At 60.5% G+C, this 14,523-nt stretch carries 15 protein-coding genes and 1 pseudogene; 4 read left to right on the forward strand and 12 right to left on the reverse strand.

The genetic code is table 11. The features are described 5' to 3' along the window. Window positions 1–2 precede the first annotated feature (2 nt). From BUA94_RS22715 to BUA94_RS22740, 6 genes are all read right to left on the reverse strand, one after another. Entirely contained in the window at window positions 3–446 is a 444-nt protein-coding gene (locus tag BUA94_RS22715) for a hypothetical protein (RefSeq protein WP_073015700.1), read from the reverse strand. A gap of 2 nt (window positions 447–448) precedes the next feature. After that, complete coding sequence (locus BUA94_RS22720) at window positions 449–1,090, reverse strand: ABC transporter ATP-binding protein (protein ID WP_073015738.1); 642 nt, start codon at window positions 1,088–1,090, stop codon at window positions 449–451. Next, window positions 1,087–1,833, reverse strand: a complete 747-nt coding sequence (locus tag BUA94_RS22725; RefSeq protein ID WP_073015702.1) for an ABC transporter permease — start codon at window positions 1,831–1,833, stop codon at window positions 1,087–1,089. Before BUA94_RS22725 ends, BUA94_RS22720 begins: the two co-directional genes overlap by 4 nt. A gap of 5 nt (window positions 1,834–1,838) precedes the next feature. Continuing rightward, window positions 1,839–2,813, reverse strand: coding sequence for an ABC transporter substrate-binding protein (locus BUA94_RS22730; protein ID WP_408011984.1), 975 nt, complete (start codon window positions 2,811–2,813; stop codon window positions 1,839–1,841). A gap of 184 nt (window positions 2,814–2,997) precedes the next feature. Continuing rightward, complete coding sequence (locus tag BUA94_RS22735; RefSeq protein ID WP_073015743.1) at window positions 2,998–3,996, reverse strand: PQQ-dependent catabolism-associated beta-propeller protein; 999 nt, start codon at window positions 3,994–3,996, stop codon at window positions 2,998–3,000. Between the two features lie 26 nt (window positions 3,997–4,022). Further along, window positions 4,023–5,234 carry an ABC transporter substrate-binding protein gene (locus BUA94_RS22740; RefSeq protein ID WP_073015704.1) on the reverse strand — a complete coding sequence of 404 codons (1,212 nt, stop codon included), beginning with the start codon at window positions 5,232–5,234 and terminating at the stop codon, window positions 4,023–4,025. A gap of 113 nt (window positions 5,235–5,347) precedes the next feature. Here BUA94_RS22740 and BUA94_RS22745 point away from each other — a divergent pair, with 113 nt between their 5' ends. Genes BUA94_RS22745 through BUA94_RS22760 form a run of 4 tightly spaced genes read left to right on the forward strand, consistent with a single transcriptional unit; the run spans window position 5,348 to window position 8,477 of the window. Beyond that, window positions 5,348–5,977 (forward strand): DUF3280 domain-containing protein, encoded by a 630-nt coding sequence (locus BUA94_RS22745; RefSeq protein WP_235860680.1) that lies wholly within the window; start codon window positions 5,348–5,350, stop codon window positions 5,975–5,977. Window positions 5,978–5,984: 7 nt separating this feature from the next. Continuing rightward, complete coding sequence (locus BUA94_RS22750) at window positions 5,985–6,596, forward strand: SRPBCC family protein (RefSeq protein WP_084082208.1); 612 nt, start codon at window positions 5,985–5,987, stop codon at window positions 6,594–6,596. 25 nt (window positions 6,597–6,621) lie between these two features. Beyond that, window positions 6,622–7,620, forward strand: a complete 999-nt coding sequence (locus BUA94_RS22755) for a YncE family protein (protein WP_073015706.1) — start codon at window positions 6,622–6,624, stop codon at window positions 7,618–7,620. Then, entirely contained in the window at window positions 7,602–8,477 is an 876-nt protein-coding gene (locus tag BUA94_RS22760) for a quinoprotein dehydrogenase-associated SoxYZ-like carrier (RefSeq protein WP_084082210.1), read from the forward strand. The genes BUA94_RS22755 and BUA94_RS22760 overlap by 19 nt, the downstream gene beginning before the upstream one ends. A 497-nt stretch (window positions 8,478–8,974) precedes the next feature. Here the strand turns inward: BUA94_RS22760 and BUA94_RS22770 are convergent, their stop codons facing one another. From BUA94_RS22770 to BUA94_RS23475, 6 genes and pseudogenes are all read right to left on the reverse strand, one after another. Continuing rightward, window positions 8,975–9,511, reverse strand: a complete 537-nt coding sequence (locus tag BUA94_RS22770; protein ID WP_073015751.1) for a PQQ-dependent catabolism-associated CXXCW motif protein — start codon at window positions 9,509–9,511, stop codon at window positions 8,975–8,977. Between the two features lie 196 nt (window positions 9,512–9,707). Further along, on the reverse strand, window positions 9,708–10,649 hold the full coding sequence (locus BUA94_RS22775; RefSeq protein WP_084082212.1) for a substrate-binding domain-containing protein: 942 nt from the start codon (window positions 10,647–10,649) through the stop codon (window positions 9,708–9,710). Then, on the reverse strand, window positions 10,630–11,154 hold the full coding sequence (locus tag BUA94_RS22780) for a c-type cytochrome, methanol metabolism-related (protein WP_073015709.1): 525 nt from the start codon (window positions 11,152–11,154) through the stop codon (window positions 10,630–10,632). The genes BUA94_RS22775 and BUA94_RS22780 overlap by 20 nt, the downstream gene beginning before the upstream one ends. Before the next feature lie 70 nt (window positions 11,155–11,224). Next, window positions 11,225–13,024, reverse strand: coding sequence for a lanthanide-dependent methanol dehydrogenase XoxF5 (xoxF5, locus tag BUA94_RS22785; protein WP_073015711.1), 1,800 nt, complete (start codon window positions 13,022–13,024; stop codon window positions 11,225–11,227). 477 nt (window positions 13,025–13,501) lie between these two features. Beyond that, window positions 13,502–14,341, reverse strand: a complete 840-nt coding sequence (gene fghA, locus BUA94_RS22790; RefSeq protein ID WP_073015712.1) for an S-formylglutathione hydrolase — start codon at window positions 14,339–14,341, stop codon at window positions 13,502–13,504. 20 nt (window positions 14,342–14,361) lie between these two features. After that, window positions 14,362–14,523: pseudogene (locus BUA94_RS23475) on the reverse strand (S-(hydroxymethyl)glutathione dehydrogenase); the annotation flags it as partial.

Consider the following 14,523-nt stretch of genomic DNA (forward strand, 5'->3'; position numbering starts at 1 on the left):
CGTTACTCGATCACGATTTCGACGCGCTGGCTTTCACCGTCCGTCCCCGGCTGGCGCAGGAAATAGCGCCCCGGCTTGATCGCCAGAAACTCGATTTCCATGGTGCCCGCCTCATCGAACTCAACACTCTCGATGCCATAGGGCCTAATTTCCAGGCCGTTGACCACCACTTCATTGATCCAGATGGCGCGGAAGAAGCCGGAGCCTTCAAGGCCGAGTTCCGCTGTACCGTCGGAAACGATCTCGACCTCGTACATCTTGCCGGATTTCAGCGTCCATGGCCCTTCAGCCACCGGCTTGCCGCTGGACAGGGTCAGCTCCGGCAGCTCTTCCTTGTTGGTTTTTTCCAGAATGCCGGCAAAGCCGAATTCATGGGCGAGAACAGGTGTGCAGATGGTAGCTGACAGCAAGAGACCGCCCAGGAGCGGCTTGAAAAGAGACTTCATTACTATTTCCTCCCGGATTGATAGGCCCGTCCGCCTGAAAATGTTTGCGGAACGGGTCCAAGACTTGCGGGTTTCCCCGAAAGCTGAAGCATGCGGGTGGCAAGTCGGTCTGCCTCCCGCTTGTCATGGGTGACGAGAAGCGCCGCGGGGCGCACGTCACGCAAGAGATCGGCCGTCAGATCCAGCATCTGATCGGCGGTGGTGTCGTCGAGCGACACGAAGGGCTCATCGAGAATGAGCAGTTCCGGCTGGCCAACAAAGGCACGGGCCAGCGCCAGGCGCCGCTGCTGGCCAAGTGACATCTGGCCCGGATAGACATCCGCCTTGTCGGCAATGCCCGTGCGCACCAGCATGGCCTGTGCGGCCTCCCGGCTCAGGCCCTCATGAACCAGCAGAAGATTGTCGATGGCGCTGCGCCAGGGAAGCAGCGTCGGCTCCTGAAAGACAAAGGCAATCCGTTCCGGCCGCTGGATGCTCCCCTCGAACCCCTTGTCGATCCCCGCGACCAGCCGCAGCAAGGTGGATTTCCCGACACCTGAAGGACCGAGGATGGCGAGGCACTCCCCCTGCTTCACCTCGAACCGGATGTTTTTCAGAACCTGCAGAGGACCGAACGACTTGGACCTGATGTCGGCGCGGATCATGCCCGCCTCCATGCAGTTGCCCGCCGTTCTGCCGGCTGCAGCATCAGGGCCTCGACAAGGAGCATCAGGGCAATGAAGCTGAAGGAATAGACCAGCACCATCGGCACATCGAAGAGCTGGAAATAGAGGTGGATCTGGAAGCCGATACCGTTCGACCGGCCAAGAAACTCCACGACAAGGACGATCTTCCAGATGACGGCTATGCCGGACCGCGCAGCCCCTGTGAGAACCGGCCCCATCTGGGGCAGAACCACGTGGCGCAGATAGGTGGACGGACGCATGCGGTAGACCGTGGCCATGGCCTTCAGATCCGGGCTGAGCGCCCGCGCGCCTTCGCGCACCAGCGCCGCGACATTCGGGATCTTGTTCAGAACCACCGCGGCGATGGCCGCCGTCTCGTTCAGGCCGATCCAGAGATAGCAGAGCACGATCAGCACAAGGGCCGGCAGGTTCAGGAACACCACCAGCCAGGGATCGAACCACTTGTCGAGCGCTGGCCGCGTTCCCATCACAAGACCAAGCGCCGTGCCCGCAGCCATCGCCAGCAGGAAAGACAGCACCACCCGTCCGGTCGTCCTGCCCAGATGATAAAGCAGCGGGCCTTGCGTCAGCTCCCGCCAGAACGGCTCCAGCAGGTTGACCGGCGATGGCAGGACCGAGGGATCGCCGCGTGCGGCCGACGCCGCGATCCAGAGGCCGATGAGACAGAAGAGAGACAGAAACCGGGCGGACTGGCTTTGCAAGGACGTTACTCGACCTTGGCAAAGAGACCCGCAGGCAGGGCGCCCGTGTCTCCGACCAGCTTTTCACCGCCATAATCAGCCATCAGCTTGAAGAAGGTCGCAGCCCCATCCTCGTTGACCGGTCCGGCTTTCGGAACGCCTGCGAGATAATCGGTCTTCAGCTGGGTGAATTCCGCATCCGTCTTGGCATTCATCATCGGCCGCAGGGCTTCCCAGGCACTGTCATCAGACGCAAGAAGCTCCTTTGCGCCCCGGGACGCCTGATAGAACCCCTTCAGAACATCCGGATGATCCGCGAGATAGCTTTCCTTGAAGACATAGCCGAGCAGCGGAATATCCGGATCAAGGCCGAGAGCCACCGAGGCCGTGCCGACGGAAACCAGTTCCCGCATGCCGGCCGCCTTCATCTTGGCAAGGAAGTGCCAGAAATTGATGGCCGCATCCGTCTCCCCATCGAGAGCGGATTTGAAGATCAGGGGCGGAGCGCCATAGACCTGTTCGGTCTCACCGGCCAGATCCATGCCGTATTCCTTCTTGGCATAGGCCCGGAGGATCAGCCAGCTCTTGTCCAGCGGCCCACCAGCAATGCCGATCTTCTTGCCCTTCAGATCAGACAGGCTCTTGGCCGGACTGTCCTTGGGAACGACGATGGCCCCCACGGCGGTTGAATAGGGTAGGAAGACATAGTCCTTGCCCGCCGCCCGTTGCACTGCAACCCAGAGCCAGTCCGCGACCATCACATCCGCCTGCCCGCCTTCCAGTGCAACCCGGGTCGCGCCATTGTCCGCATAGGGCTGGAGGGTCAGCTCAAAGCCGTTGGCCTTGTCGAGACCGGCTCGCTGGATCGTATCCAGCTCCCAGTTGACCGTCCCGGTCTTCAGGACTGCTGCCCGGACCGTGGTTTCAGCCGCCCCGGCCTGACCACAAGGCAGGGCGAAAGCCAGCAGCGCGAGGGCTGCAGCGCTCATGCTTCCCCGCATGCCATGAAGCCAGGAATGTGCCTTGCGCCCGTCTGCCATACGGGTGCCGATGGCCCTGTGGCTTTTCCCGAAACCGATCATCACCAGTCCTCCCGATGTGACGGGCTGCTTCCACCGCAGGTCCCTGCAGCTCCTCCGGAAAAGCCCATCTCTTTCACTCTGCTGCTGCCCTCTGCAGCGTCCTTCAATCCGGTGCGACCACCACCCCCCAGGGCTGCTGGCCGACCTGCACTGACTTCACCGCCTCCTGAGAGGCAACGTCGATCACAGTAATGTCGTTGGAGTTGCCGTTTGTGGTCAGAAGGTTCGCCTCGCCCGGAGTGAACTCCAGCTGCCACACCCGCTGGCCGGTCAGGATGTATTTGACCACTTCAAGGGTCTCCACATCGATCACCGCCACCCGGTTGGCCGGCCCAAGCGCAACGAACAGCCACTTGTTGTCCGCCGTCACCCGCATGCCCACCGGCTGCAGCCATTCCGGCAGCACGCCCGGCACTTCAAAACTGATCTTGGTCTTCAGTTCCGGCCCGCTTTCCCCGGTCATGGAGATCACGGACACAGTTCCACCGATCTCGGAAGAGACGAACAGCAAGGCGCCGTCATTGGTGAAACGGGCATAACGCGGACGCTGGTCAACCAGGATATTGTGCTTGATCTTGTAATCGGCGCTGTCGATGAAATGCGCCATGTTGGTGGTCTCGGACGTGTTGATGATGAACTTCCCGTCCGGGCTCAGTGCCATGCCCTCCGGCTCCACGCCCACCGGCACTTCCGCCTCCACGGTCTTGGACTGCGTATCGACCACGGTCACCAGATTGTCATCCTCGTTGGAGACATAGATCTTGGAGCCATCGGCACTGACGACAAACAGTTCCGGATCCGGTCCGGACGGCAGGGACCAAAGGAACTCATAGGTCTCTGTATCAAAGACCTTGATGGCGTCATCATCCGAAGCACAGACGTAGAGATGCTTGCCATCCGGGCTGATGCCGATCCCGCGAGGACGGTTTCCGGCCGGAAACTCTGCCACGGCCTCCCATGTGGCACTGTCGACGACGGAAACCGTGTTGCCCCGCTCGTTGGAGACAAAAACCTTGTTGGCAAAGGCCTCGGACGGCAAGGAGCCGAGCGCCAGGGTCAAGGCGGCACTGCCAAACAGGATGGAACGGGACAGCGGGAACATGCTCATGTCAAACCTCACCTCACGCCTCATTGGGCGAAAGCCTTGCAGGACGTCTCGGGCCGGTCGATACCAAGTGTGTCCAAGGGCGAAAACTGATGCAGGAAGCCTTCCTGCGGTGAAACGCTGACGGTTATGCGGCTGTCGGTCAGAAGGATCGGCTGGCGCATCTGGCCGTCCCAATCGCGGAAGGTGACCTTCTGCCCCTTGAACGCTGCAAGCTCGAAATCCTTGCCCAGCACATAGGACCGCAGGGCGGCCGGATCATCGCTGCCGGTGCGTGTGACGGCTTCGCCGACGACGCGCACGGCCAGCCAGGTGTTGTAATCGACCGGCCGGACATAGCGCCCCGTCAGTTTTTCAAACCGCCGCTGGAACTGTGTCGCGCCCCAGGCCTCATGGGCTGCATGGAAGGTGACAGGCCGAAGGCCCGCAGAGCCTGCAACCGGACGCGGTGTCCAGGTGTGAAACGGCAGATAGGGGGCAAAGACATCACTTTCATCGGCAGCGATCACGACATCATGCTCTTCCGCATCCTGGGTGAAGACCGGGATTTGCCGCTGCACCATTACGAGGCCACTATCCGTCCGGCGCGAGCCGCCTGTGTCCTCGAACACCCGCTCTTCCACGATCTTTGCGCCGAATTTCACGGCTGCCCGCCGGTAAGCCTCTCCAAGCGCCTTGTCGGCCGGATTGGATCCCTCGATCAGGAACCAGCGGGGCCAGCGCTTCCAAAGCACGAATTCGGCCACCGCGTCGGCCAGCATGGCCCGGCTCGGCGCCACATGAAGCAGATTGGCAAGGCATTTTTCGCCTCTGAGATCATCATCTGGGGCTGCCGCATTGAAGACAATCACCCCATCCCCCGCAGCCTTGGCCAGCCGCTCCGTGTCCGCTCCGTTGGCAATGAGCACAAGCGTGTGCACACCGGAGGAAACCATGTCCTTCACCGCAGCTTCCGCTGCCTCAGGCGCCGCCGTTCGGGTATCCAGAGCAAAACTGTGACCGAGGAAACTGCCTGTGGTCGCATTGTCCTCATTGCCGAGCTGCGCACCGGCAAATCCGAGATCTTCAGGAACTTCATCATAACGGGAGACAGGGGGGAGAGCCGGGTATTCCACTTTCAGCACGCCGGTCTTGATCTCCAGAGCATGAGCCGAGGAAAAGGTGCTGGCGAGGCTTGCCGCGGCAAGGAGGGTGCAGCAGACCCATGGCAAAACCACAAGGCGCAAGGCCTTCATGAACGTCTCCCCTAAGTCTTTATTTTCACGTAGCTTGCCAGATGTACCCCTGTTTGAAAAACCGATACTTTAGGAGCCATTGCGGCACATGTGAGCGCTCCTAGAATGCACTCATGACCCGGTTTTCAACCCTTTCCAGCTGCCTTTTCGGTGCCGTTCTGATCGTGAGTGGCACCTTCGGGAAAGGGATGTGGCCCGGTGCCTTTCCTGCAGGTCCCTCCGGTTTTCCATCGCTCTTCATCAGCATGGCAGAGGCGGCCCCCGCAACCACTTCATCACAGCCCTCCCCGCCAGTTCCGCCCGTCATCGCGCAAGGTGCGAAGGTCGCCTTTCTCGGCCTGACCTTTCTGGACACCTCCACGGAAGGTGCGATGAACGGCGTGCGGGAAGACGAAACCCGCCGCACCCTGATGCTGCAGGACATGGTCCGTGACCGGTTTGAAAAGGAAGGCCTGACCCTCGTCGATCTGGCGCCGATAGCGGACGAACTGGCGCGCACGGTCAACCCGAGCAATTGCTACGGCTGCGAGGTGCGGATGGCTGCCAAGACAGACGCTTCCTATGTGGTCACCGGCCTGGTGCAGAAGGTTTCCAACCTGATCCTGTCCATGAACCTCGTCATGCGCGAGGTGCCGTCCGGCAAGATCGTCCGGGCGCGGTCTGTCGATATCCGTTCCAACACGGATGATTCCTGGCAGCGCGGCATGCGCTACATCCTCAAGAATGCATTCTTCAAGACGTGAGGTCCCAATGCTTCCAACGTTCAGCCACCTTTCAGCAGTCCTCGCGGACCGCGAGCCACGCCGCAAACCCTTCCGGTTTGCATGGCTTGCCGTACTGGCTGCAGGTCTAGTGGCCCTTTCTGGCGCCCTGACCCCTTCCGAGGCGCATGGCCCGACCCGCCAGAAGGTCACGCTCACGACGGAAGTGCCTGCAGCTCCCGCCGATGTCTGGGCAGTCATCGGCAATTTCCAGGACATGAGCTGGCATCCGGCGGTCTTCTCCACCAAGGGCGAAGGCGGTAATGACATCGACGCGACGCGGGTCGTCACCCTTGAAAAGGAAGGCGGACCGACGATTTCCGAAGTCCTTTACAAATATGACGCGACGAAGATGACCTATTCCTACCGCATCACCGACGTGAAGGTCGAAGTGCTGCCGGTGACGAATTACTCGTCCCACCTGACCGTGAAGCCCGGCAAGGATGGCGGCTCGCTTATCGAGTGGAAGGGCGCGTTCTATCGCGGCTATCCGAACAACGATCCCCCGGAAAACCTCAATGACGAAGCGGCGATTGCCGCGGTCAGCGCGGTCTATCAGGCAGGTCTTGATGCGCTCTCGGACCGTTTTGCGAAGAAGTGACCGCAGCAAAGGTCTCAGCGCGGGCATGGCTGTTCTCCTCGCCCTGCCCGGCCTGATGACGTGCGCCCCGGCCCATGCCGGGGCCTTCGCGTTTGTGACCAATCAGAACAGTTCCGACCTGAGCGTTCTGGACCTTGGCGCACGAACCGAAATTCGCCGTGTGCCTGTCCCCGGCAAACCGGCCGGGGTCGCCGTTACCCCAAGCTTGGGAAGCTTCTTCACGGTCAGTCCGGACAGCAAGACCCTGCGCCGGTTTTCCCTTGCCACCTGCACCGAGACCGCGAGCCTTCAGCTTCCTGGCGGGCCGACTGGCATTGCCGTCGCGGCCAAAGTGGAACAGGAATCCGGCGAGCAAGCTCCCAAAAGCCTGATCTTCGTTTCCGACTGGTACAATGCCCGTCTTCATGTGGTGGATGCGGCAAGCTTCCGGCTGATCCGCGAACTTGAAACCGGTAGTGCTCCCGCGGGAATTGCAGTTGCCGCAGACCAGAGCTGGGTTGCCTCTGCCGACCGGGACGCAAACCAGGTCTCTTTCTTTTCCCTGCCGGATCTTGATCCCATTGGCCAGGTGCCGGTGGGCGAGCGCCCCTACGGACTGGCAACCGCGCCGGATGGCCGGCTGCATGTGGCCAATGTGGGCTCCAATTCCGTCAGTGTCATCGATCCCGGGCGCCTTGCCGTGATCGCGGAAGTTCCCGTTGGCGAGCGCCCCTATGGGGTTGCCTTTGCCAGCGGCCGGGCCTTTGTCACAGATCAATATGCCGATACGCTCAGCATCTATGGGCTCGCCGACCTGAAACCGGAAACCGTGCTGGATGTGGGCGAATATCCGGAAGGCATCCAGGCAACGCCCACAGGCGACCTGATCGTCTCGACCAACTGGTTCTCGAACACCGTCAGCCTGACCGATCCGAAGAGCCTTGAAGTCACGGGCGAAATCGAAACCGGCGACGGTCCACGCGCCTTCGGTCAGTTCATCGCCGAGTTTCCCGAAGGAGACACTCCATGCCGCGCATCAAACTAGGCGAAGCTCTTGCCCGGCCTGGGACGGCCGCCGTCAGCCTTCTGGCACTCGCAGCGCTTGTTGCCGCAAGGCCAGCGCAGGCAGCGGACACATCGACCTGGCAGGACCTCAGGTCCGAGCTTTATGGCAGCGTTTTCCTGGCCAAAAGCCCGGATGTCCTGAAGCTGGAGGCTCCCTACCGGACCGGCAATGATTCCCGCACACTGCTGACCACCAGCGTTCAGGCGCCGGAAGGTCTGCTCGTCACGGGTCTTGACGTGATCCTGGACGAGAACCCCATGCCCGTCTCCGCAAGGCTGCAATTTGCCCAGCCGATCCAGCGGTTTCAGATCACCGGCACTTTCCGCATCAACGGGCCGACGCCGGTTCATGCCGTGGCAACCCTCGACAATGGCCAGCGCTTCATGGCGGAGGGCTTCGTCAAGACCTCTGGTCAGGGCGCCTGCGCGGCCCCTCCCGGCACAGACCCGAAGGAGGCTCTGAAAACCCTCGGGCAGATGGAGCTTGCCCTGAAGACCGCGCCACTGGCTGAAAACCAGAGCGCCAGCGGCCTCGCGGCAAGCGTTCTGAGCGGAGCGGACAAGGATCTGGATCTCACCGTCGACATCAAACACCCGAGCCACTCGGGCATGCAGATGGACCAGATCTCCCTGCTCTATATTCCCGCCCGCTTCATCGACACCCTGAACATCTCGGTCAATGGCGCGCCCTATGTGGACATCACCGGCAGCATTTCCTTAAGCGAAAACCCGAGACTGGAACTCACCATCCCCCCCGGCGGCCGCACCGCAGGCGTTCATCTGCTCGACACGAACGGAGCCACCTCCGACGCTGAAGTGACGCTTCCAGGATATTGATTTGGTTTAATTTCAGTATTTTAATTAAAATTTTTAAACTTATACATTAAAAATTACCGCAAGTTACCACCAGACACCCTCGCGCAAAGGGGCCTCTCCTTCTTCGTCCTGCCATGTCTTGGCCATGGCATCCATGCCGTAACCTTGCCTTTCAGAAAAGCTGTTCCTCTTGGAAACGGAACGGCATGGATCCCGCATCAAGTGCGGGATGACGACCTGAGGAAAAGCCGCGGTCCGTTTCCAGCGTTCCTGAGAACGGAGATATTGACATCGAAGCGCGGGTATCTTTTCTGCAACCTGAACAATGCAAAGCCCCCGGTTTTCTACCTTCGAGACATCGCTTCGCGGTTCCTCAGAATGAGGGCGTCCGCGGGGTGAGACCGAGTATTTCTGCAAGATTTCCCTCATCCTGAGGAGGGGCAAAGCCCCGTCTCGAAGGATGGGATGCTTGTCGCAATCCTGGTATTTGATCAGGTAAAGAAGAGAAATATCCGACCTCACTCCGGAAACACCTCTGGCTTCAGATCCTCCACCGGCTGATCGTCGAAGGTCCAGCCGTCCGTGCCTTCCGGATACCAGTAGACATGCGAGAAGCCATAGGTGAGCGCGCGCTTTGCCGCGTTCCAGGACATCCAGCATTCGTCCAGACAGAAGAACAGCACCGGATGATCCGAATTGCCTTCAGTGGCCTTCTGAAGCCCGGACTTGAAATAGGCATCAGTAACCGGCGCGAGGCGGCCATAGCCGACATTGGGCAGCCACATTGCGCCTGGAATGGAGTGGCGCGGCTTGTCGCGCCAGATGGTGCCCTTGGGCAGATTTTCAGGCTTCGGCGCTTGCGGCAGCACGTCGATGAAGGCGGTGTTTCCCTCCTTCCAGAGCTGGACCGCCTGTGCCGTTGTCACGACCGTTGCCCCTTCAAGGGTCGCTGGAACGGGACCGCGATAGGCGTCCTCCCGGTAGCCATCCGGCTCCGGTGTCTCATCTGCCCGGACAAGTCCCGCATCTGCGATCAGCAAGGCAGAGACGATCAGCAAGGCAGCCCCGGTGAGGCAGGCATTCCGGTTTCCGAGCGAACGCGATGGGTCGCCCGGATGCTTCGCTTTCCAGCGGAACCAGAGTTCTGACCGCCGCCTCACACCGCACCGCCTTTCTGTTCCCCAAGCCGGGAAGTCACGACTGCACCTGACGTCCAGAGGCAATTTCGCTGCCGACGTCAGGCGAAAGCTCTCAGTTTCCAGCCTCCAGCGGGCCAGTCCCCATGTCATTCATGAGCGGCACGCCTGCCTCCTGCAGGATCGCGTTGATCTCGGCCTTGTTCCGCCGGATCAGCGAATTCAGCTTGTGCTCCCAGACCTTTTCGCCCTGCCGTACACCCATTGTGATGCGATAGAACAGGCGCGGTGGCAGGGTCTCCTGGGTGAGCGGTATGACCTTGAAGCCCGGATAGTCCTGCTTGACCAGCGGACCGCCAATCGGTCCCCACAGGATCGCAGCGTCAATATCGCCCTTCTTCAGGTCCTTGAGCATATCGACTGCGGGCGATTCAAACCGCCGGTCGACGACCAGATTGTAGGGCTTTGCCTTCATCATCAGGCCGTTGCGGGCCATATGGGTTGCTGGCGGTGAGCCGGCAATGATGCCGATCACATGACCCTTTAGAGCAGGGTCCGACATGGCCGTCACAACGGCGAGCGGGCTGTCCTTCGGCACGATCAGCACATAGGCAGAGGTCATGTAGTGATTGGTATTGAGCACCATCTCGTGCCCCTGGGCATAGCCCATCACCAGATCGCAGCGATTGGCCCGAAGCGTGTTGCGGATGAACCCGGTCGCCATCGGATACCATGTATATTCCACCGGCAGGTCGAGGCGGTCCGCAATCAGGTCGGCAAGCTTGTTCTCATAACCTTCGCCCGCCTCATTGGACATGGGCAGGTTCGCCGGATCGGCGCAGACCCGCAACGCCGTATGAGACACGAGATCCGAGGTCTGAGCCAGTGCCGCTCCGGAAAGACCGGAGGCAGCGGCACAGGTCAACACGCCTGCAAGCAGGGAGGCAAGAAGATCTGCCTTCAGCCGCCCACGCAAGCAGGCAACGGATTTCGTCCGGGCCACAACCCCGGCTCGGACGAAACCTGTCAGACTGGTCTTATTCGCCCATGCAGGCATTTTCATTCTCGACAAAGGCGTCCGTCTTCTTTTCCTTCTTCGCCGGGCGGCCACGACCGAGGTCGCCGGTGCCACGGGCACGAAGATAGGTATAGATATCATCAAGATAGCACATGACGTTCTTGTTTTCCCCGAGGGCGGGCATGACCAGATTCTGGGAGGCATTCACCTCCTGCTTGCCGTTCACAACCGTCTCGTAAAACTTGTAATAGTCGATCGCCATCACGGAGGTCGCCAGCGCCGGTGCATAGGAGCCACCTGCCCCATCCGGGCCGTGACACTGGAAGCACTCAGCATTGTAGCGGCGGAACCCGGAGAACGTCGGCCAGTCGACCGTGCCATCCTCGGCAATCTTGTAGGTCGGGATGTCGTCCGAAGTATACCAGCGGCCATTTTCCTCGTGGTCCGCCTTGGTGTTTGCAATCAGCTCTGCATCGTCAGCAAGACCCGGCTGCCCGGTTGCCAGCATCATCCCCATTGCGAGCAGCAATACCGAATTTCGCATTGAATTTCCTTCTCTGGGTGAAGGACTGGCGCAGTTGCCCGCGCCAGCCTGTCCCGTCATCGGGGTTCGCTTAGTTCGGAAGCTTGAAGACCGTCAGTTGGCCACCGAGGGCGGTGTAGTCGCTGAGAGCGGAGTAGCCGCCCACGGCGCCCAGACCGTCGTTCGGGTTGGTCAGACCGGCTGCAAGGCCGATCCCGGCCCAGCCGCCAACACCCGACAGGATCGCCACATACTGCTTGCCATCGGAGGTGTAGGTCATGACGTTGCCGATGATGCCAGACGGGGTCTTGAAGCGGTAAAGCTCATCACCCGTCTTGGCGTCGACGGCCTTCAGATAGCCTTCCAGCGTGCCGTAGAAGACCACGCCGCCAGCGGTTGCCAGAGCACCGGACCAGACGGAGAACTGCTCGGGGATCGACCATTTGATCTCACCCTTCTTGCCGTCCCAGGCAATGAAATTGCCCATGCCGCCATGGCTGTTCGGAGCCGGATACATGGCAAGGGTCGCACCCACATAGGGCTGGCCTGCCGTGTAGCTGACGCGGAACGGTTCATAGTCCATGCAGACGTGGTTGGTCGGCACGTAGAACAGTTCCGTATCCGGCGAGTAGGATGCCGGCTGCTGGTCCTTGGACCCGAGTGCCGCCGGGCAGATGCCGGTGGAGTTGGTGTCTTCACCATTCTGCTCGGTGGAATACTCCGCAACCACCTGCGGGCGGCCATACTGGTCGGAGGCCTTGTCCATGACGACTTCGGTTGCCCAGTTCACCGCCGGATCATACTTCTCGGCGACGAGCAGCTCACCAGAGACACGGTCGAGCGTATAGCCGAAGCCGTTACGGTCGAAGTGGGTCAGCAGCTTGCGGGTCTTGCCATCAATTTCCTGCTCCGTGAGGATCATTTCATTGATGCCGTCATAGTCCCACTCGTCATGCGGGGTCATCTGGTAGAACCACTTGGCAACACCGGTGTCCGCATCGCGGGCCATGATGGTCATGGACCAACGGTTGTCACCGGGACGCTGGGTCGGGTTCCAGGTCGATGGGTTGCCTGTTCCGTAATAGATCAGGTTTTCTTCCGCATCATAGGAATACCAACCCCAGGTGGTGCCGCCACCGATCTTCCACTGATCACCTTCCCAGGTGTTCGTGCCGGAATCCTTGCCCACCGGCTTGCCCAGATGAGTGGTCTTTTCCGGGTCGACCAGAATGTCGCTGTCTGGTCCCATGGAATAGGCGCGCCAAGCCAGGGAGCCGTCCTTGGTGTTATAGGCCGTCACAGATCCCCGCACGCCGAACTCACCACCGGAAATCCCGACAATGACCTTGTCCTTGACCGGCATGACGGTCGCGGTGTTGGTCTCGCCCTTGGACGGATCGCCATTGACGACGCTCCAGGCTTCCGCGCCGGTCTTGGCGTCCAGCGCCACCAGCTTGGTATCGGCCTGATGGAGGTAGATCTTGCCATCGGAATAGGCCAGACCACGGTTCACCGTGTCGCAGCACATCACCGGAATGACGTTCGGATCCTGCTTGGGTTCATATTTCCAGAGGATCTTGCCGTCGTTCTTCAGGTCGAGGGCATAAACGATGTTCGGGAACGGCGTATGCACATACATCACATCGCCAATCACCAGCGGGGAGCCTTCATGGCCGCGCAGAACGCCGGTGGAGAAGGTCCAGGCAACCTGGAGGTCCTTCACGTTGTCCTTGGTGATCTGATCCAGCTTGGAATAGCGCTGGTTCTTGTAATCGCCGGTCTGGATCACCCACTGGTTCGGGTCATCCATCATCTTCTGCAATTCAGCATCTGCCATTGCATTGCCAGCACACAGAGCCAGCATACCTACGGCGGTCAGTAACCTTTTCATCTCCACCTCCCATGGTGATAAGACGGTTTGAAAAACGGCTGTCGGAATGCTCCTGAATGTGCGCTCGGACGGATCCACTCTCTCCCGGATCAGCATCCTTGCGGCGTCAGCATCACGAAGCCTCTCGCATGCGCTTGCCTTGTCTCCTCCCTTTCCCGGTTCACGCCAGGCCCCTCAATGCACCAGCGGTAAAACACTTCTGACCGACACAATCGCCCCTGGAAACTGCCCGGGCAGGATCGGATCAATCACCTCTGCAGCTCCACACCCGAGGTGCTCCGGAACCACTGGAACCATCCCGTCCTCTCCCGGGATCAGCTCCAGCCTGCGGCCGGGAGGCGGGCAACGGGCCCGCCTGAAACTGCCGTCGCTCTGACATTGCCTGATCACTCTGCCTGCCAGAACCAGCCTCGAAAAGACCCACTTAGGTACGCATTTTGCAGCGTTGCACCCTGTCTTTCCTGTCAGGGTTGCTTCCTAGTCACGCCCCAGGTTGTAAAGCCGTTCCGCATGCCAACGGACGTGGTCACCGGCAAAAGTCGATACGAAGAAATAGCTGTGATCATAGCCTTCCTGCAGGCGCACCACGCCGGGCTGGCGGCGGCTTGCCATCGCCTCTGCCAGCGCTTGCGGCCGTAGAAGATCGATGAACTGGTCGCTCGTACCCTGATCGATCAGGATGTCACCCTTCCAGCCCCGTTCACCCAGCAGGATCGTTGCGTCGTAATCCGCCCAGACCGCCTCATCGTCTCCGAGATAGGCGGAGAACTGCTTGCGGCCCCAATCCGACTGGGTGGGATTGGCAATGGGGGCAAAGGCCGACACAGAGTGGAACAGGCCCGGATTGCGCAGGGCAATCGTCAGAGCCCCATGCCCGCCCATGGAATGGCCGGTGATGCCATGAGCCCCGCTGAAGGGCTGCACCTTGGGCAGGTCCTGCCGCAACTCGTTGACCACATAGTCATACATGCGGAAGTGCGGTTTCCAGGGAGCCTGGGTGGCATTGACATAGAAGCCGGCACCCTGCCCCAGATCATAGGCCTCATCATTGGCAACGCCCTCCCCGCGCGGACTGGTGTCCGGAAAGACGAGCGCCACACCATACTCGGCAGCATGTTCCTGGAACCCGCCCTTGGTCATGGCATTTTCATGCGTGCAGGTCAGGCCCGAAAGGTACCACAGCACCGGAACCGGACCATTTTCCGCCTCCGGCGGCAGATAGACCGCGAAGGTCATATCCACGCCGCAGGTGGCGGACCGGTGCCGGTAGACGGTCTGAACCCCGCCAAAGCACCGGTTTTCCGAGACAACATCCATTGCTCTGCCCCCAAGCCGCGTCAGTAAACGATGACGGAGCGGATGGATTCTCCGGCATGCATGAGGTCGAAGGCCTTGTTGATGTCATCGAGCGGCATGGTGTGGGTGATCATCGGATCGATCTCGATCTTGCCGTCCATGTACCAGTCGACGATCTTCGGCACGTCCGTGCGGCCACGGGC

It is taken from the genome of Roseibium suaedae (genome assembly GCF_900142725.1).
GTDB lineage: Bacteria > Pseudomonadota > Alphaproteobacteria > Rhizobiales > Stappiaceae > Roseibium > Roseibium suaedae.